The sequence below is a fragment of the Gordonia cholesterolivorans genome (assembly GCF_039531975.1).
GTDB classification, from domain to species: Bacteria; Actinomycetota; Actinomycetes; order Mycobacteriales; family Mycobacteriaceae; genus Gordonia; species Gordonia sihwensis.
On record NZ_BAAARB010000001.1, the window covers coordinates 338,688 to 354,853 of the forward strand.

The 16,166-nt window shown below is 67.7% G+C and carries 19 protein-coding genes and 4 tRNA genes; 7 read left to right on the forward strand and 16 right to left on the reverse strand.

Translation table 11 applies throughout. The features are described from left to right. Nucleotides 1-24 precede the first annotated feature (24 nt). Both ABFX36_RS01540 and ABFX36_RS01545 read left to right on the forward strand, forming a co-directional pair. The gene (locus ABFX36_RS01540; protein WP_278126121.1) at nucleotides 25-1,686 is read left to right on the forward strand and encodes a sensor histidine kinase; all 1,662 of its coding nucleotides are present in this window, start codon (nucleotides 25-27) and stop codon (nucleotides 1,684-1,686) included. Next, nucleotides 1,679-2,347 carry a response regulator gene (locus tag ABFX36_RS01545; protein WP_039866639.1) on the forward strand — a complete coding sequence of 223 codons (669 nt, stop codon included), beginning with the start codon at nucleotides 1,679-1,681 and terminating at the stop codon, nucleotides 2,345-2,347. The genes ABFX36_RS01540 and ABFX36_RS01545 overlap by 8 nt, the downstream gene beginning before the upstream one ends. 58 nt (nucleotides 2,348-2,405) lie before the next feature. On the opposite strand, the gene rplA is transcribed toward ABFX36_RS01545, so the two are convergent. The 10 genes from rplA to ABFX36_RS01595 form a co-directional block, all read right to left on the reverse strand. Continuing rightward, on the reverse strand, nucleotides 2,406-3,116 hold the full coding sequence (rplA, locus tag ABFX36_RS01550) for a 50S ribosomal protein L1 (RefSeq protein ID WP_006894385.1): 711 nt from the start codon (nucleotides 3,114-3,116) through the stop codon (nucleotides 2,406-2,408). 106 nt (nucleotides 3,117-3,222) lie between these two features. Then, nucleotides 3,223-3,657, reverse strand: coding sequence for a 50S ribosomal protein L11 (gene rplK, locus ABFX36_RS01555; RefSeq protein WP_006894383.1), 435 nt, complete (start codon nucleotides 3,655-3,657; stop codon nucleotides 3,223-3,225). 91 nt (nucleotides 3,658-3,748) lie between these two features. Next, nucleotides 3,749-4,498 (reverse strand): transcription termination/antitermination protein NusG, encoded by a 750-nt coding sequence (nusG, locus tag ABFX36_RS01560; RefSeq protein WP_006894381.1) that lies wholly within the window; start codon nucleotides 4,496-4,498, stop codon nucleotides 3,749-3,751. Between the two features lie 55 nt (nucleotides 4,499-4,553). Continuing rightward, complete coding sequence (gene secE, locus ABFX36_RS01565; RefSeq protein ID WP_006894379.1) at nucleotides 4,554-4,937, reverse strand: preprotein translocase subunit SecE; 384 nt, start codon at nucleotides 4,935-4,937, stop codon at nucleotides 4,554-4,556. Nucleotides 4,938-4,976: 39 nt separating this feature from the next. Beyond that, nucleotides 4,977-5,049 (reverse strand) — tRNA-Trp (locus ABFX36_RS01570). 147 nt (nucleotides 5,050-5,196) lie between these two features. After that, complete coding sequence (locus ABFX36_RS01575) at nucleotides 5,197-6,282, reverse strand: fused (3R)-hydroxyacyl-ACP dehydratase subunits HadA/HadB (protein WP_006894377.1); 1,086 nt, start codon at nucleotides 6,280-6,282, stop codon at nucleotides 5,197-5,199. A gap of 200 nt (nucleotides 6,283-6,482) precedes the next feature. Then, entirely contained in the window at nucleotides 6,483-6,650 is a 168-nt protein-coding gene (gene rpmG / locus ABFX36_RS01580) for a 50S ribosomal protein L33 (RefSeq protein ID WP_006894375.1), read from the reverse strand. A gap of 81 nt (nucleotides 6,651-6,731) precedes the next feature. Further along, nucleotides 6,732-6,805: transfer RNA gene (locus ABFX36_RS01585), tRNA-Met, on the reverse strand. A 36-nt stretch (nucleotides 6,806-6,841) separates the two neighbouring features. After that, nucleotides 6,842-6,914, reverse strand: a tRNA-Thr gene (locus ABFX36_RS01590). 122 nt (nucleotides 6,915-7,036) lie between these two features. Further along, nucleotides 7,037-7,117 (reverse strand) — tRNA-Tyr (locus tag ABFX36_RS01595). Nucleotides 7,118-7,244: 127 nt separating this feature from the next. Between ABFX36_RS01595 and ABFX36_RS01600 the strand changes: the two genes are divergently transcribed. The 3 genes from ABFX36_RS01600 (at nucleotide 7,245) to ABFX36_RS01610 (ending at nucleotide 8,495) form a co-directional block, all read left to right on the forward strand. Continuing rightward, on the forward strand, nucleotides 7,245-7,736 hold the full coding sequence (locus tag ABFX36_RS01600) for a YajQ family cyclic di-GMP-binding protein (protein ID WP_006894373.1): 492 nt from the start codon (nucleotides 7,245-7,247) through the stop codon (nucleotides 7,734-7,736). A gap of 77 nt (nucleotides 7,737-7,813) precedes the next feature. Continuing rightward, nucleotides 7,814-8,023: a helix-turn-helix transcriptional regulator gene (locus ABFX36_RS01605; RefSeq protein WP_039866583.1), complete on the forward strand. Its 210-nt coding sequence runs from the start codon at nucleotides 7,814-7,816 to the stop codon at nucleotides 8,021-8,023. Nucleotide 8,024: 1 nt separating this feature from the next. After that, nucleotides 8,025-8,495 carry a hypothetical protein gene (locus ABFX36_RS01610; RefSeq protein ID WP_006894372.1) on the forward strand — a complete coding sequence of 157 codons (471 nt, stop codon included), beginning with the start codon at nucleotides 8,025-8,027 and terminating at the stop codon, nucleotides 8,493-8,495. Here the strand turns inward: ABFX36_RS01610 and htpX are convergent. Both htpX and ABFX36_RS01620 read right to left on the reverse strand, forming a co-directional pair. Further along, nucleotides 8,483-9,352 (reverse strand): zinc metalloprotease HtpX, encoded by an 870-nt coding sequence (gene htpX / locus ABFX36_RS01615; RefSeq protein ID WP_045538053.1) that lies wholly within the window; start codon nucleotides 9,350-9,352, stop codon nucleotides 8,483-8,485. The genes ABFX36_RS01610 and htpX overlap by 13 nt on opposite strands. A 127-nt stretch (nucleotides 9,353-9,479) precedes the next feature. Continuing rightward, the gene (locus tag ABFX36_RS01620; protein ID WP_006894368.1) at nucleotides 9,480-10,499 is read right to left on the reverse strand and encodes a polyprenyl synthetase family protein; all 1,020 of its coding nucleotides are present in this window, start codon (nucleotides 10,497-10,499) and stop codon (nucleotides 9,480-9,482) included. Between the two features lie 98 nt (nucleotides 10,500-10,597). Here ABFX36_RS01620 and ABFX36_RS01625 point away from each other — a divergent pair, with 98 nt between their 5' ends. Beyond that, complete coding sequence (locus ABFX36_RS01625) at nucleotides 10,598-11,857, forward strand: geranylgeranyl reductase family protein (protein WP_346074729.1); 1,260 nt, start codon at nucleotides 10,598-10,600, stop codon at nucleotides 11,855-11,857. Nucleotides 11,858-11,869: 12 nt separating this feature from the next. Here ABFX36_RS01625 and ABFX36_RS01630 read toward each other — a convergent pair whose 3' ends face one another. The 3 genes from ABFX36_RS01630 to menD are packed head-to-tail and all read right to left on the reverse strand — an operon-like array spanning nucleotide 11,870 to nucleotide 14,719. Next, nucleotides 11,870-12,598, reverse strand: coding sequence for a demethylmenaquinone methyltransferase (locus ABFX36_RS01630; protein ID WP_006894365.1), 729 nt, complete (start codon nucleotides 12,596-12,598; stop codon nucleotides 11,870-11,872). Nucleotides 12,599-12,608: 10 nt separating this feature from the next. After that, a complete protein-coding gene (locus ABFX36_RS01635; RefSeq protein ID WP_006894363.1) occupies nucleotides 12,609-13,037 on the reverse strand; it encodes a hypothetical protein in 429 nt (142 codons plus the stop codon). After that, entirely contained in the window at nucleotides 13,034-14,719 is a 1,686-nt protein-coding gene (gene menD / locus ABFX36_RS01640) for a 2-succinyl-5-enolpyruvyl-6-hydroxy-3-cyclohexene-1-carboxylic-acid synthase (RefSeq protein WP_346074730.1), read from the reverse strand. The genes ABFX36_RS01635 and menD overlap by 4 nt, the downstream gene beginning before the upstream one ends. A 95-nt stretch (nucleotides 14,720-14,814) precedes the next feature. Between menD and ABFX36_RS01645 the strand changes: the two genes are divergently transcribed. After that, on the forward strand, nucleotides 14,815-15,432 hold the full coding sequence (locus tag ABFX36_RS01645; RefSeq protein ID WP_346074731.1) for a class I SAM-dependent methyltransferase: 618 nt from the start codon (nucleotides 14,815-14,817) through the stop codon (nucleotides 15,430-15,432). Here the strand turns inward: ABFX36_RS01645 and ABFX36_RS01650 are convergent. Further along, the coding region (locus ABFX36_RS01650; protein ID WP_346074732.1) for an HNH endonuclease signature motif containing protein at nucleotides 15,369-16,166 on the reverse strand (798 nt) is incomplete at its 5' end. The genes ABFX36_RS01645 and ABFX36_RS01650 overlap by 64 nt on opposite strands.

Genomic DNA, 16,166 nt, shown 5'->3' on the forward strand with positions numbered 1-16,166 from the left:
GTATCGCGACACTAGGCTGTCGCCATGCGGTTGCGAACTCAGGTGCTGCTGCTGCAGTTGGTCGTCATCGCGGTCAGCCTCGGCGTCGGCTTCGGCGCGGTGATCTCCGGGGCCGACGACCGGGTTCGCGAAGAGTACGGGCAGCGGGCGCTCGCGATCGCCGAGACCGTCGCCGTCGACCCCGACGTGGTCGCCGGCGTCGGCAGCCACCAGGGCACGTCGCTGCCGGCGACAGACTTGGTCGACGGACCGGTCCAGCGCCAGGCAGAAGCGGTCCGTCGCGCGACCTCCGCACTGTTCATCGTGATCGCGAACGCCGACGGCGTGCGATTGGCCCATCCTGACCCTGTGGAGCTGGGCAAGCACGTCTCCACCGACGCCGACCGCGTTCTGAGCGGCGAGACTGACCTGACGACCGACCGCGGCACGCTCGGCGAATCCGTCCGCGGCAAGGTGCCCATCCGTGGCGCCGGCGGACAGGTGATCGGATTGGTGAGCGTGGGCGTCTCCACCGGTCAACTCGCCGGCGAGTCCCGCCGCGACATCCTGACCACCGTCTGGATCGCGCTCGGCGCCATGGCGATCGGCACAATCGGATCGATCCTTCTCGCTCGGCGCTGGCAGCGCCTCACCCTCGGATTGCAGCCCGACCAACTCGCCGAACTCGTCCGGAACCAGGGTGCCGTACTCCACTCCTTGTCGGACGGCGTGCTGGCCGTCGACGCGACCGGCGTGGTGCGTGTGGCCAACGAGACCGCATGCGAACTCCTGTCCCTCCACCACCCGGTGGGGCGCCCGGTCGACGGCATCGGCCTCACGCCGCGGGTTCGCCGAGTCCTGTCCACTCCGACGCCAGATCCCATCGCCGCCACTGTCGGCGACCGGATCGTCCTGGTCTCGTCGCACCGCATCATCACCGAAGGGCAGGACCTCGGCATGGTGGTGTCGGTGATCGACCGCACCGACTTCGAAGCACTGGCGCGCGAGAACGACTCCATCCAGGTGATGAGCACTGCTCTCCGCGCCCAGCGACACGAGACCGCGAATCGGATGCACGTGCTCGCTGGACTCCTGCGGCACGGGCATGTCGACGACGCCCTCGACTATCTCGACGAACTGACCGGAACCGGCGCGAGCGGCGGACTCGACGGCATCGAGAACGTCACCGAACCCCACCTCCACGCGTTCCTCGAGGCAAAGGCGGCGCACGCCCGCGAACACGGCGTCTCCCTCCGTCTCGGCGACCAGACCTGGGTCACCGGAAGCCTGACCGATCCGGTCACCGTCACCGCCGTGGTCGGAAACCTGCTCGACAACGCCATCGAGGCGGCCGCGGGCTCAACCGACGCTGAGGTGGAGGTCGAGATACTCACCGACTCGTACGACGGCCCCGGCGAGGTGCTGTGGGTGACCGTCGCCGACTCCGGCGCGGGCATCCCCTTCTCCGATCCCGAGCAGATCTTCGCCGAAGGGATCACCACCAAGACAGGCGCGGTCCCTGGCGGCCGCGGGATGGGGATGTCGATCGTGCGACAGTTGGCGCGACGGATCGGCGGCGAAGTGCGCGTCGCGGACCCCGGAGGCCGCGAATCAGGTCACGGCGCGGTGCTGGTGGCCGGCCTTCCCGGCGTGATCGCGACCGAGCAGACCACAGAGCAGACAGCGGAGGATGAATCTGATGACTGAGACCGACTACGGGGTGCTCGTGGTCGACGACGACTTCCGGGTCGCCGCCCTGCACTCCGCGATCGTCGCCGCGGTGCAGGGCTTCCGCGTGGTCGCTCGCGCGGGCTCCATCGCGGCGGCGCGTACGGCACTGGCCGACCATCCTGAGATCGAACTGGTGCTGCTCGACGTGTACCTGCCGGACGGCTCGGGGATCGACCTGATCGGCGAACTCGATCGCGACTGCTTCGTCGTCGGCGCGGAGACCGATTCAGCCGCTGTCCGGTCGGCGATGCGCGCCGGCGCGCTGAGCTACCTGATCAAGCCCTTCGCCGACGCCGACCTCGCGCGCCGCCTCGCCGGATACATCCAGTACCGCCGTGTACTGGACTCCGCGGACGTCGATCAGTCTGCCGTCGACTCAGCGCTCGGAGCGCTGCGCTTCGGGAAGCCTGCCACCGCCAAGCGCAACGACAACCCCTCACCGACCGAGCAGCGCATACTCGACCTGTTCGGCCCGGACTCGGTGCTCTTCGCCGACGACGTGTCGGCCCGAGTGGGAGTCTCCGCGGCGACCGCTCGGCGCCATCTCGCAGCCCTGGTCGACTGCGGCGCGCTCCGGATGTCACTGCAATACGGCGGAACCGGCCGTCCGCGTCAGGAGTATCGCCGCGCCCGATGACGAGAAAAGGGGGCACCGCCGATCGGCGGTGCCCCCTTTTCTCAGGCTCTGCTGAGGATCAGGCCTCTTCGGTGAAGTTGCGCGAGACCGCGGGATCGACCTGGATGCCCGGGCCGGTGTTGGTCGAGACGGTGACCTTCTTCAGGTAGCGGCCCTTGGCGGCCGACGGCTTGGCGCGCATGATCTCGTCGTACGCGGCGCCGTAGTTCTCGGCCAGCTTGGCGGCGTCGAACGACGCCTTGCCGATGACGAAGTGCAGGTTCGCGGCCTTGTCGACGCGGAAGCTGATCTTGCCGCCCTTGATGTCGTTGACGGCCTTGGTGACATCGGTGGTCACGGTGCCGGTCTTCGGGTTCGGCATCAGGCCGCGCGGTCCGAGGACTCGCGCGATACGGCCGACCTTGGCCATCTGGTCCGGCGTCGCGATCGCGGCGTCGAAGTCGAGCCACCCGCCCTGGATCTTCTCGATCAGGTCCTCGGCGCCGACCTCGTCCGCACCGGCCGCAGCCGCCTCGGTGGCCTTGTCACCGGCGGCGAAGACGATGACGCGGGCGGTCTTACCGGTGCCGTTCGGCAGGTTGACGGTGCCGCGGACCATCTGGTCGGCCTTGCGGGGGTCGACGCCCAGTCGCATGGCGACCTCGACGGTGGCGTCGGTGTTCTTCGAAGACGTGTCCTTCGCAAGCGTCACAGCCTCCAGCGGGCTGTACAGCTTGTCGCGGTCGATCTTCTCGGCGGCGGCCTGGTAGGCCTTGCTCTTCTTGCTCATGTGCTCTGTTCCTTCTCCCCGCCGTATCGGCGGGAGTTAGTGGTTAGTGGGCCGAGCGCGGCCCTCCCACGGGGTGTTTCAGGTATCGGTCTCTCGGATGAGGGATTCAGCCCTCGACCGTGATGCCCATCGAACGCGCGGTGCCGGCGATGATCTTGGCGGCCGCCTCGATGTCGTTGGCGTTGAGGTCCTCGGTCTTGGTCTTGGCGATCTCGCGGACCTGGTCCATGGTCACCTTGCCGACCTTGTTGACGTGCGGCTCACCCGAACCCTTCTGCAGACCTGCGGCCTTGAGCAGCAGCTTGGCGGCCGGCGGGGTCTTGAGCTTGAAGTCGAACGAGCGGTCTTCGTACACGAAGATCTCGACCGGCACCACGTTGCCGCGCTGCGATTCGGTCGCGGCGTTGTACGCCTTGCAGAACTCCATGATGTTCACGCCGTGCTGACCAAGCGCCGGCCCCACGGGCGGCGCCGGGTTGGCCTGGCCCGCCTGGATCTGGAGCTTGATGATTCCGGCGATCTTCTTCTTCTTGGGAGGCATGTCCTCTTGTCCTTTTTCCTACAGATCCGCGCACGCTGGATACGCGGAAGTCTCAATTCTGGTCACAGCGCTCGACGGCTGCGGCGCGAGGTCAGAGCTTTTCGACCTGGTTGAAGCCGAGCTCGACCGGGGTCTCACGACCGAAGATCGAGACGAGCACCTTCACCTTGCGCTGTTCGGTGTTGACCTCGCTGATGGAGGCCGGCAGGGTCGCGAACGGTCCGTCCATGACGGTGACCGACTCGCCGACCTCGAAGTCGACCTCGACGAGGTTCGACGCGGCGGCGGCAGCGGCCTCGACGCTCTCGCCCGCAGCCGCGGCGGCCTTGGCGGCCTCCGCCTTGCGGACCTCGGCGCGCGGCATCAGGAACTGCACCACTTCCTTGATCGAGAGCGGCGACGGACGCGAGGTCATGCCCACGAATCCGGTCACTCCCGGGGTGTTGCGGACGGCGCTCCACGATTCGTCGTTGAGTTCCATCCGCACCAGGATGTAGCCGGGAAGCACCTTGCGGTTGACCTTCTTCGGCTGGCCGTTCTTGATCTCGGTGACCTCTTCGGTCGGCACCTCGACCTGGAAGATGTAGTCGCCGACGTCCAGGTTCTGGACGCGCGTCTCCAGGTTGGTCTTCACCTTGTTCTCGTAGCCCGCGTACGAGTGGATGACGTACCACTCCCCGGGCAGGCGGCGCAGCTGCGCCTTCAACTCGGCGACCGGATCGACGGCTTCGGTGACCTCGGCGTTCTGGTCCACGTCGTCAGCGGACACATCCACCGGCGTGGCCTCGGCGGTCTCGTCGCCGATCTCCGGCGATTCGATCTCGTTCTCCGGGGTGCTCACTGCCCCACGCTCCTTCGTTGGTCACTCGGGCTGGCCGCCCTGTAATAGTTGCCTGTCAGCCGAACACCAGCAGGGTCAGCTTGGCGAATCCGATGTCCAGGCCGGCGATGAACGCCGTGACCACCACGACGAACGCGAAGACGGCGATCACGTAGTTGACCATCTCGTTGCGAGTCGGCCACACCACCTTCCGCATCTCCGACACGACCTGCTTGAGGAAGGTCCAGATGCGGACGAACGGATTGCGGCTGACGCCGGTATCGGTCGCGGCGGACTCGGCGGTACGCTCTGCGACCGCGGTCGCAGAGCCGGCACCCCGACGGCCGCGCGCGGAGCGCTTGCCGCTGGGACGCAGTTCGGCGGAGTCGGACTGGGCGACGTCGTCGACCACCAGATCGTCGTTGACGTCTGAAGAAGCCTTGCGATCTCGCTTGGCCACCTTCTCACCGATCCCTTCGTCTGCTAGTGCCCCGGTGGGCAGGGGCGACAGGACTTGAACCTGCAACCTGCGGTTTTGGAGACCGCTGCTCTGCCAATTGAGCTACGCCCCTTTGCGCGGGCCCGTCGACCCACACTTTGATCCAAGGCTAACAAAACCAACGCGCCACCCTCAGGCAGCGCGTGATTCTGAAGCATCAGACTCAGATGAGTGTAGAGCAAAGCTGCCGCTCGCCCCAACTCGCCCCGACTGGGCGGCGTCAGTTGAACTGCACCAGCGCCTGCGCGCGGCCGAAGATCTTCCGCCCGGACTGCTTGGCGACCAGCGCGATCACTCCCCGCCGGGTCTGCGGGTCGAGAGACTTGACCTTGCCGCCGAAGTCCACCTGCGCCGCGCCGACCGCCGGCACGTAGACCGGACTGGTGAACCGCACGTTGTACTCGTGGATGGCCGCGGGGTCTCCGACGAACGAGCCGATGACGCTGGCACCGAGGCCCATCGTCTGCATTCCATGCGCCACCACGCTCTCGAGGCCGACCGCCTCCGCGACCTCCGGCGAGAAGTGGATGGGGTTCGGGTCGCCCGAGACGCCCGCGTAGTTCACCAGGTTTCCGAGCGTGAGGGTCTTGGTGACCTGCGGGAGTTCCTGCCCCACTTCGAGGGTGTCGAAGTCGATAGCCCCGTAGGCCTTGGGCTCCACCACCGGGTCGGGCTCGTCGTACCTGCTGAACGGTCCGTGCACGGTCTTCCCGACCGCGGGATCGACGTCCACCTGCATCATCACTTCGTTGAGCTTCGCGACGAGTCCCGGATCCACATCCACCGAGGGTCGGGCGGCCACCGAGGTGAAGGTCGTCATCACCGGCTCCTCGTGCTGATTCCAGATGATGTTCTTGCTGACGAGCAGGTCGGCGCCCATCGACTGCCGGAACGACTCGAGCGAGACGTCGCAGACCAGCCGGTCGCCCAAGCGCATCGGCTGGTGCATGATCAGCCGCTGATCGGTCTGCATGATCTGCCACATGTCGTATCCGGTGATCACGTCGTCGAACAGCCTGCGTTGCGCGATGAGTCCGAGCACCGAGACGAAGGTCGGGTGCGCGAAGAGCGTGTCGTGGCCGAGCTTCGCGGCCTCTGCCTCGTCCCAGAACGCCGGATGGGAGTCCTGGACCGCCCGCGCATGCCTGCGGATGTCCTGACGACCGACTTCGTAGTAGTCGTCGACGGTGTACTTGAAACCGACCATCGACTTGGTGTGTTCAGCGACCTCCGCCGCGGTCGGATCGCCCATCGGCGCAGCCTCCAGTGGGTTGTCGACCCGAATGTCCTCCAGCTGACCGGTCACGGTGTCTCCTCACTCGGCGCGGTCAGGCCGCACGGCCCCGGCGATCGGTGTGGAACAAGGCCTCCGGGGAAACGATTCGCAACTGATTCGTTACGAAGATTGTCCACTCCGATCGGCTCCGGACAAAATCAGACGAGCCGTCTCACCAAGTGAGACGGCTCGTTGAAAAGCTCGGGAGGGGTCGCGGAAGCGACGACGCCTCAGCGCGACTCCTTGTGAGTCTCGTGCTTACCGCAGTTCGGGCAGAACTTCTTCAGCTCGAGACGGTCGGGGTCGTTGCGACGATTCTTCTTGGTGATGTAGTTGCGGTGCTTGCACACCTCGCACGCCAAGGTGATCTTCGGCCGCACATCGGTTGAGGAAGCCACTTTGTTGCCTACTTTCGCGTCTTGCAGTTCTTCGGTCCCACGCTTGGGGGCCGAGGTCCCACCGTGCGCAGGCGGTATGTGTAGCGGTGGGGGGACTCGATCCCCCGACCTCACGATTATGAGTCGTGCGCTCTAACCAGCTGAGCTACACCGCCCTGTTCGGCCGCGACCGAGTCGGTCACAACCAAGCGAGCCCCCTGACGGAATCGAACCGTCGACCTTTTCCTTACCATGGAAACGCTCTGCCGACTGAGCTAAGGGGGCGTGCCGTCCGGATCCAGCCTGCGAACAGTCCGTAACCGAAGAGCCTCAACGAGGTTACACACACGCTCTCAGTTTAACCAAAACCGCTGGTCACGCCGATTATGCGCGGTGCAAGTCCTCAGTGGCAGATATAGGATTCGAACCTATGTAGCTTGCGCGACGGATTTACAATCCGCTCCCTTTGGCCGCTCGGGCAATCTGCCGTGCCGCCGTCCACGAAACCGCTCCGCTCGCGCGGAGAAGTCCGGTGAAGGCAACGGGTAGAAGAATACAACGTACCCCGTATGTCCGCGCAAATCTGCTGTTCAGACCGCTGATAGGCTGGTTCTCATGGCTGATTCTTCGTTTGACGTCGTGAGCAAGGTCGACCGCCAGGAGGTCGACAACGCCCTCAACCAGGCGGGCAAGGAACTCTCGCAGCGCTACGACTTCCGCGGCACCAACACCACCATCGACTGGTCCGGTGAAGAGAAGATCGTGATCACCTCCGACGCCGAGGAGCGCGCCCTGGCCGGCCTCGAGGTGTTCAAGGAGAAACTGATCCGTCGGGACATCTCCCTCAAGGCGTTCGACGCCGGCGAGCCCGTCTCCTCTGGCAAGACTTTTAAGATCACCGGAGAGCTGGTCCAGGGCATCGACTCCGAGCACGCCAAGAAGATCTCGAAGAAGATCCGTGACGAAGGCCCCAAGGGAGTCAAGGCTCAGATCCAGGGCGACGAGCTGCGCGTCTCGTCGAAGAAGCGCGACGATCTGCAGGCCGTCATCGCATTGCTCAAAGGCGAGGACTTCGGCATCGCGCTGCAGTTCGTGAACTACCGCTAGCCCTCGCAGCTCCTCAGCGACAGACCCCGAGTCAAGCCGACTTGACACACTGATGACAAGTCGGCTTGACTTCTTGCATGTCCGAAACTCCGTCACCGGTGAAGGCGGCACGCACTCGAGCCGGTCTGCGGCAGGCAGATCTCGCCACGGCGGTGGGTGTCAGCCGGCAGACGGTGGTCTCGCTGGAGCGAGGCGACTACGCACCGTCGGTGTATCTGGCGATTCGGATAGCTCGGACCTTGAACAGTTCGGTCGAAGAGCTTTTTCCGCTACCCGAGGAGCACTGACATGTCACCTCAGACGAAGACCCTTCCCGCGCTCCTGCTGCGCAACACCGACGACTCGTGGGGCGACGAGCGCGAACGGGCCGTGATGCTCGAGGCCTACGCCTACGTGTTCATACTGGCGACGATCCTGCTGTGGACGCTGGCCGCGGTGTCCGCGTGGTTCGTTCCCGCCTGGGTCACCGTGGCCTTCTTCCTCGGACTGCTGATCCCGTCGGTCGAGTGGCAGCGGTACTGCCGGGCTCGCGGCGTCGACGCCCACGCCCTCGCCTACGGCGGCGAGTCGTGGGTGCGCACCGCTCTGATCGGCTGCTACTTCGGGGGCTGCGCGGTCTCGATGGCCACGGCCGTCATCGCCGAAATCGATCCCGGCGACGGCGTCGGCGGGGCCGTCGCCGGAGGAGTCGTCGGGGCCCTCGCCGCGGTGCTCGTCGGGCGCTGGGCGGCGAAGCGGAAGCAGGATCAGAACCGCTGACCGCCGTTGCGCGCCATCTCGTGGAGCCGCGCGATCCGGTCGGCGGTCGGCGGGTGCGTGGAGAACAGGCGCGACAGCTTCTCGCCGGGGCGGAACGGGCTCTCGATCATCAGGTGCGACTGGTTCGCCAGATCCGGCGTCGGAGGCAGCGGTGCGGCAGCGATGCCGCCCGAGATCTTCGAGAGCGCGGATGCGAGCGCCAGCGGATCACCGGTGAGCTCCGCGCCCGACGCGTCGGCCTGGTACTCCCGCGACCGGGACACCGACATCTGGATCACCATCGCGGCCACCGGACCGAGGATCGCGATCAGGATCATCGCCAGCGGGTTGGGCCCGTTGTCGCGGTTGCCGCCGAACGCTCCCATCCACATGGCCATGTTGGCCAGGCCGCTGATCACCGCGGCCATCGCGCCGGCGACGGAACTGATCAGGATGTCGCGGTTGTAGACGTGGGAGAGCTCGTGGCCCAGCACCGCCCGCAGCTCGCGCTCGTCGAGCAACTGCATGATCCCGGACGTGCAGCACACCGCGGCGTTCTTGGGATTGCGCCCCGTCGCGAACGCGTTCGGCGACTCGGTGGGACTGATGTAGAGCGCGGGCATCGGCTGGTGCGCCTGGGTGGCGAGGTCGCGCACGATCCGGTAGAGCTCAGGCGCCTGCACCTCGGTCACCGGCTGCGCGTGCATCGCCCGCAGCGACAGCTTGGCGCTGTTGAAGTAGGCGTAGGCGTTGGTGCCCACGGCGAGCAGAACCGAGAACACCAGGATGTTCGGGTTGTGGAACAACGCACCGATGCCGACGATGATCGCGGACATCAAGCCCATCAACGCCGCCGTCTTGAGGCCGTTGAAATGCATGGCACCTCACTGTCAGAAGAACACTGTCCTTAGAACTTCATTCACAGTGGCAAACGTGCAGGACCACCCCGATAGTTCCAGCCGTTACCGCAGTCACTACGCGCGAAGAATACGCGAGTCGCGACGGTCAGCCGACGCGGTCGACCGTATAGCGCACAAGTGAGCTGAAAGCGTCGTTCGCCGGTCCCGCGGGCAGACCGGCGAGGAGCCCGTCGGCCTCGTCGGCCATCGCCTCCAGGCGAGCGCGGGCCTGCTTCATGCCCGCCGAGTCGACGAGCAGGTTCAGGGCCTCGTTCACCTCGCCGTCGTCGACGAGTGGTCGTGCCGCTCCGCTCTGCGGGTCGACGAGGAGCTGCGACAACCGCTCGCTGCCCGGCCCGTCGCCCGCGAGCGCCAGCAGCACCGGCAGCGTGTGGACTCCCTCGCGGAGGTCGGTGCCGGGCGTCTTGCCCGAGTCGCCGCTCACGGAGGCGATGTCGATGATGTCGTCGGAGACCTGGAATGCGGTGCCCACCACGTCGCCGAGCCGGGCGAGCGTGTCGACGGTGGTCGCGTCGGCGCCGGCGGTGTACGCGCCGAAGCGCCCGGCGGTCGCGATCAGCGACCCCGTCTTCTCCCACACCACCTTGAGGTAGTGATCAATGGGGTCGCCGCCGGCGCTGACGCCGACGGTCTCACGCATCTGCCCGGTCACCAGTTCGGCGAACGTGTCGGCGATGATCCGGACCGCCTCCGGGCCCAGTGTCGACACCAGGTGCGAGGCCCTCGCGAATAGGAAGTCGCCCGCGAGGATCGCGATCGAGTTGGACCAGCGCGCGTTGGCGCTCGGCGCTCCCCTGCGGAGGGAGGCCTCGTCCATGACGTCGTCGTGGTACAGGGTGGCCAGGTGGGTCATCTCGATGACGGTGGCCGAGGTGATGACGTCGTCGCTCCCCGGAGTCGTACCGAAGTGCGAGGCGAGGATCGCGAACATCGGACGGAACCGCTTGCCACCGGCCTTGGCCAGATGGGTGGCGGCTTCGACCAGGATGTCGTCCCCCGACGACAGCTCGCTGATCAACAGATCCTCGACGCGCTGAAGCGACTCCTGCACCTGCCCGGCGAACTCGCCGGTCCCGAGGTCCAGTCCGGCAAAAGTGGACTTCACGTGTTTGGCCCAATCCCATCGGTGATCCGAACGCCGCGGATTCGTCGTTCGGCGACACCAGAAGCGTAACTGCTCACGGCGACAGACATACTGGTCGGGTGACAAGCGCGACGCCCGGCGAAGCCGTTCCCGATTCCGCCGACCTTCTGGTGGTGGGCGCCGGACCCGCCGGTGCGGCGGCCGCAGCCCATGCCGCGGCCCGCGGATCGGATGTGGTGCTGCTCGACGCGGCGGTGTTCCCCCGGGACAAGACGTGCGGCGACGGGCTGACGCCGAGGGCGGTGACCGGCCTGCACCGACTCGGCATGAGCGGTCTGCTCGACGGCCGTCCCCGCATCCGGGGCCTGGAGCTCAACGGCTGGGGCGCACGGCAGCGGGTCGAGTGGCCGGCCGCCGACCGTTTCGGCGCGTACGGCAGCGCGATCGCCCGCACCGAACTCGACGACGCGATCCGCCGTTTCGCGCTCTCGCGCGGCGCCCGGATGGTGTCCGGGGCCAAGGCCGTCGGCGCGCAGCTGGTCGGCGGCCGGATCGAGTCGGTGACCGTGGTACGGGACGGTGAACGGCGTCAGATCCGCGTGCGGGACGTGATCGTGGCGGACGGTGTGCGATCGGCGCTCGGAAAGTCGCTCGGGCGCCGGTGGCACCGTGACACCGCGTATGGCGTGGCCGCGCGGTCGTACGTCGACTCGGGGAGGTCCGGCGACGCATGGATGGGCTCGCATCTCGAGCTCCGCGATCCGGACGGTGCGCTTCTGCCCGGTTACGGCTGGGTCTTTCCGCTCGGCGACGGAACGGTGAACGTCGGGGTCGGGGCTCTGGCCACGGCGGGCCGGCCGGCGTCGATGGCTCTGCGCCCGGTGGTGGAGCACTATGCGCGGATGGTGGCAGGTGACTGGCAGCTGACGTCGGCGCCGCAACGGATCGCTTCGGCGCTCCTGCCGATGGGCGGAGCGGTGAGCGGAGTGGCCGGAGCGAATTGGATGCTGATCGGTGACGCCGCCGCGTGCGTCAATCCGCTCAACGGCGAGGGGATCGACTACGCGATCGAGACGGCCGCCCTGGCGGTCGACATGCTGGAGTCGGAGCACGACTACTCGGTCGCGTGGCCGGGGCTGCTGCGGTCGGAGTACGGTGTCGCATTCGCCGCGGCGCGCCGGGCCGCGGGTCTGCTGACCGTCCCGCAGACGGTGCCGCTGCTCGGCCGGCCCGGGATCCGTTCGGCTCGGCTGATGTCGGCGGTGGTGCGCGTGATGGGCAATCTCCTGACCCCGGACGACGCCGATCTCATCGCCCGAGCCTGGCGCGGCGCCGGCCGCATCGCTTCGACTCTGGAGGACCGGCCGCCGTTCAGCTGACCGGTCCGGGACTCACGCGGCGGGTTGCGCGCTCTTCACGCCCCGGTGGATCGCCACGATTCCGCCGGTCTGGTTCTGCCAGGTGACCTCGCCGAATCCGGCGTCGCCGATCATCGACGCGAGAGCGGCCTGGTCCGGCCACGCGCGAATCGACTCGGCGAGGTAGACGTACGCGGCGGGATTGCTCGACACCTTCGTGGCGACGGCGGGCAGCGCCTTCATCAGGTACTCCATGTAGACCGTGCGGAAGGGCTTGAGCGTCGGAGTGGAGAACTCGCAGATCACGAGCCGGCCGCCGGGCTTGAGCACCCGATTGAGTTCCGACAGGGCCAGGGGCACGTCGTTGACGTTACGGAGACCGAATGAGATGGTCGCGGCGTCGAAGGAGGCGTCCGCGAAGGGCAGGTGCAGCGCGTCCGCGGCCACCTTCGGCACCTTGCGGTTCGCGCCTGCTCGGAGCATGCCGAGTGAGAAGTCGGCGGCGATGCACGTGGCACCCGAGGCCGCGAGTTCGACGGTGGACACGGCGGTGCCCGCGGCGAGGTCCAGGACCACGTCGCGCGGCTTCAGGTCGAGCGCGCGGCGGGTGTTGCGCCGCCAGAGCCGGTCCTGACCGAATGAGAGCACCGTGTTCGTCAGGTCGTAGCGGCGTGCGACGCCGTCGAACATCTCGGCGACCTCGGACGGCTCCTTCTCGAGGCTCGCGCGCGTTCCGGCGCCGTGGTCGGTGCTGTCTGTCATGGAGTCCAGCCTAATCGCGGCGTGTGCGGCGCCCGGTCTCGGCCACCCCGACCATGAGGACGATCACCACCGCCCAGCCCGCGGCGATCACCGACAGTGCGGGGACGATCGACAACTGGGCATCGCGGCCGACCGGCCGGGCGAGGTTGTCGGGATCGGTGGTGTCGTAGTCGACGAGGATGCGCTGCCCGGTGGACAGATGCGTGGGGTACAGCAGGCCTAGTTTGGGGTTGCGCAGTACCCCGTCCGGGGTCACGAAGTTGACGGCGGCGTGCAGGCGGTCGGCGGAGATCACCTCGGCGACGGCGGTGGCCTTGTTGGCGTCGATCTTCGAGTCGTTGCGGTAGGCGCCGGCGATGATGACCGCGCCGATGAGACTCACCACGACGCCGACGGCCACCAGCGCGATCTGAATGCGCCGCTGCACTGTCCGGGTCATGACTGCTCAGGATAGTCGGGTGCCGCGTCGAGCCCGGCGGCGATCCGGGCGTGGAGTTCGCGCAGACCGTCACGGTTGGTGCGCACCTCGAGAACTTCGATGCCGCCCTCGGGCGCGGGGCCGGTGAGAGCGTCGGACAGCTCGTCGAGTCGCACGCGGCGGTGGCCGATGTTGAATCCCGCGCACATCGCGGCGAGGTCGGTGCGGTGCGGGGTGCCGAAGATCCGGTCGTAGACGCCGAGGTAGGCGTCGCGCGCGAAACGCGGATCGCCCTGTTCCAGGAGGCCGAAGATGCCGCCGCCGTCGTCGTTCGCGACCACGATGCGCAGATCGGCGGGGCGCGGCTCATCCGGGCCGATGACGAGACCGGTGGCGTCGTGGATGAACGTGAGGTCGCCCATCAGCGCGACGGTCCGTCCGCGGGCCAGGGCCGCGCCTATCGCGGTGGCGTTGGTTCCGTCGATGCCGGCGACCCCGCGATTGGACATCACCTTGACTCCGTCGGCGACGGTGCCCGCGAGCGCGATGTCCCGGATCGGGTTCGACGCACCGACCACGAGCGTGCCGCCGGGCGTCATCGCGGCGGCGACGGCCCGAGCCACGTGTAGACCCGTGCTCTGGTGTGAGGCGTCGAGCTCGGTCGTCACCGCCTGCTCCACCAGGTTGTTGACTCGCGCGGCCTCGTCGAGCCATGTCTGCCGGGGATCACCGGTGGCCACCGCCCGGGTGCCGGTTGCGACCACGTTGCCGGACACGTCGGGCCACCGCGGGCCGGTGGTCAGCGCGAACACCTCCACCGACGGATCGGCGAGCAGCCTCGACACGGAGCGGTGCAGAGTCGGGCGCCCGCAGATGATCGCCTGTTTCGGTCTCAGCTTGCCGAGTGCGAGCGGGTGCAGGGGGTTCGCCGCGCTCGGCGCTGTCGGCTCGGCGACGGTCGGCAGTGCTGCCAGTTCGGGATGAACTCCGGCGCCGTGCCCGGACACCACGACGGTGTCGCGCGAGAGGTCGATCTCCAGGGGGATGTCGAGCTTGCCGACCGGCGCGTAGGTCCACGGAGCGTCGCCGGGGCGCCCGGCGAAACGTCCGTCATCCAGGACCGAGAGGTCGGTGTCCGGAAGGTCCCCCGCGTCGGGCACCAGCGGCTCACGCAGCGGGATGTCGAACTGCACCGGCCCGGCGTTGCCGGTGCGCGCGCCGCGCGCAGATGCGAGGACCCGGCCCACCGCCGACCGCCACTGGGAGTTGGTATCGAGGTCTTCCTCCGCGAGCCCGAGGCTGATGGCTGCGCGCACCTGGGTGCCAAACATGCCGAACTGCTCGATGGTCTGATTGGCGCCCGAGCCCAGGAGCTCGTACGGCCGGTTGGCGCTGATCACGACCAGCGGCACCCGCGCGTAGTTCGCTTCGAAGACGGCGGGCCCGGTGTTCGCGACGGCGGTGCCGGAAGTCATCACAATCGGCACCGGGCGGCCGGAGGCCACGGCCAATCCGAGTGCGAGGTATCCGGCCGACCGCTCGTCGATGCGGACATGGAGCCGAAGGCGGCCCTGCGTGTCAGCCGCATGCAGCGCGAAGGCCAGCGGCGCGTTCCGCGATCCCGGGCACAGCACGGCCTCGGTGACACCGCCGCGGATCAGTTCGTCGACGATCACACGCGCCTGCAGGGTGGACGGGTTCATGGATATAGACCCTATGCGCCGGGACGAGGCAGCCGATCCGAAGGTCGGCTCCGACTCCGCGCCCTCCGGAAGCGGCCATGAAATATCGTCGGCACATGGGCTTCTACTCCGAGCACGTGCTGCCGCGGATCATCGTCAAGACCTGCGGGATGCCCGCGATGGACGATCTGCGGCGCCGGGCCTGCGAGCCGCTGTCCGGCGATGTGGTGGAGATCGGTTTCGGGTCCGGCTTCAACGTCGGCCGGTATCCGGCGGATGTGAGGCGTGTCGCCGCGGTGGAGCCGAGTGATACCGGTTGGCGACTCGGGGCCGCGCGGGTCGCGGCGTCGTCCGTGCCGATCGAGCGGGGTGGTCTGGACGGGCAGCGGCTGCCCTTCGACGACGATTCGTTCGACTCGGCGTTGTCGACGTTCACCATGTGCACCATTCCGGAACTCCCCGTGGCGCTCGCGGAGCTGCGGCGGGTCGTCAAACCCGGCGGGATTCTCGCCTTCCTCGAGCACGGCAGGGCTCCGGACCCCGGCGTACGCCGATGGCAGCGCCGACTGGAGCCGATCCAGAAGCGTCTCGGCGGAGGATGCCACCTCACCCGCGACATCCCCACGATGTTGACCGAGGCGGGCTGGGAGATCGTGGCGCTCGACTCCTTCTACGCCGACGCGGCGCCGAAGCCCTTCGCGGCGTTCTCGCTCGGCTGGGCCCGGAATCGGTAGCTCGCGGGTCCGCCGGGTTCCGAAGGTCTTTCCGGTGGTGGGCCCGATTCTTGCCGATGCCGTTCTCGCGGGTGCAGGTGCCGTGCCTGCCCGGCGTGGTGGATCGGGTTCAGGCGCCAAGGTTGATCGGTGGTGGCCGGTCGCCAGGCCATGCGTCCGGCGTCGGGTCCGTCGGTGAGGATGGTGGTCTCCCATTGGCCGCGGTTGGTGCCGACGGCGCGGTTGTGGCGTCCGCACGCGGCGCCGAGGGCGTCGATGTCGGTGCGTCCGGCCGGGGTGATCCAGTCCGGTGCGTGATGGGCTTGGGTTTGGGCGAAGGGGCGGTCGCAGCCGGGTGCGGTGCAACCGCGGTCGCGGGCGAACAACGCCAACCGCTGCGCTTTACTGGCGAACCGTGCCGCGCGACCCTGGTAGAGGAGCTCGCTGGTGTGATGCCGGAAGACCGCCAGGTGCGGCACAGCCTCGGCAGCGAGCCGCACGAGTTCACCGATCGGAACACGGCTACCTGTCGCGGTCAACGCGATTCCGGCATGCGCGGCGAGATCCTGATCGGTGACGGTGATGACGAGTTCGGCCGGTATCCGGTTCGGTGCACCCAGTCCGCCGCGGGCGAGAACGCAATCACACAACGCCAGCAACGCATCGTGCGTGCGCTGAGCGGCACTGCGCAGATCCCGACCCCGCGCCGCCGCCAAAGCCTCGGCGTCGATGCCGTCGGCGTCAATGGTTCCGGT

Bases quoted from the DNA above. Each gene is read 5' to 3' on its own strand.
- ABFX36_RS01540 (WP_278126121.1), top strand. From the start codon at position 25: ATGCGGTTGCGAACTCAGGTGCTGCTGCTGCAGTTGGTCGTCATCGCG.
- ABFX36_RS01545 (WP_039866639.1), top strand. From the start codon at position 1,679: ATGACTGAGACCGACTACGGGGTGCTCGTGGTCGACGACGACTTCCGG.
- rplA (WP_006894385.1), bottom strand. From the start codon at position 3,116: ATGAGCAAGAAGAGCAAGGCCTACCAGGCCGCCGCCGAGAAGATCGAC.
- rplK (WP_006894383.1), bottom strand. From the start codon at position 3,657: ATGCCTCCCAAGAAGAAGAAGATCGCCGGAATCATCAAGCTCCAGATC.
- ABFX36_RS01600 (WP_006894373.1), top strand. From the start codon at position 7,245: ATGGCTGATTCTTCGTTTGACGTCGTGAGCAAGGTCGACCGCCAGGAG.
- ABFX36_RS01605 (WP_039866583.1), top strand. From the start codon at position 7,814: ATGTCCGAAACTCCGTCACCGGTGAAGGCGGCACGCACTCGAGCCGGT.
- ABFX36_RS01610 (WP_006894372.1), top strand. From the start codon at position 8,025: ATGTCACCTCAGACGAAGACCCTTCCCGCGCTCCTGCTGCGCAACACC.
- htpX (WP_045538053.1), bottom strand. From the start codon at position 9,352: ATGCATTTCAACGGCCTCAAGACGGCGGCGTTGATGGGCTTGATGTCC.
- ABFX36_RS01630 (WP_006894365.1), bottom strand. From the start codon at position 12,598: ATGACAGACAGCACCGACCACGGCGCCGGAACGCGCGCGAGCCTCGAG.
- ABFX36_RS01635 (WP_006894363.1), bottom strand. From the start codon at position 13,037: ATGACCCGGACAGTGCAGCGGCGCATTCAGATCGCGCTGGTGGCCGTC.
- menD (WP_346074730.1), bottom strand. From the start codon at position 14,719: ATGAACCCGTCCACCCTGCAGGCGCGTGTGATCGTCGACGAACTGATC.
- ABFX36_RS01645 (WP_346074731.1), top strand. From the start codon at position 14,815: ATGGGCTTCTACTCCGAGCACGTGCTGCCGCGGATCATCGTCAAGACC.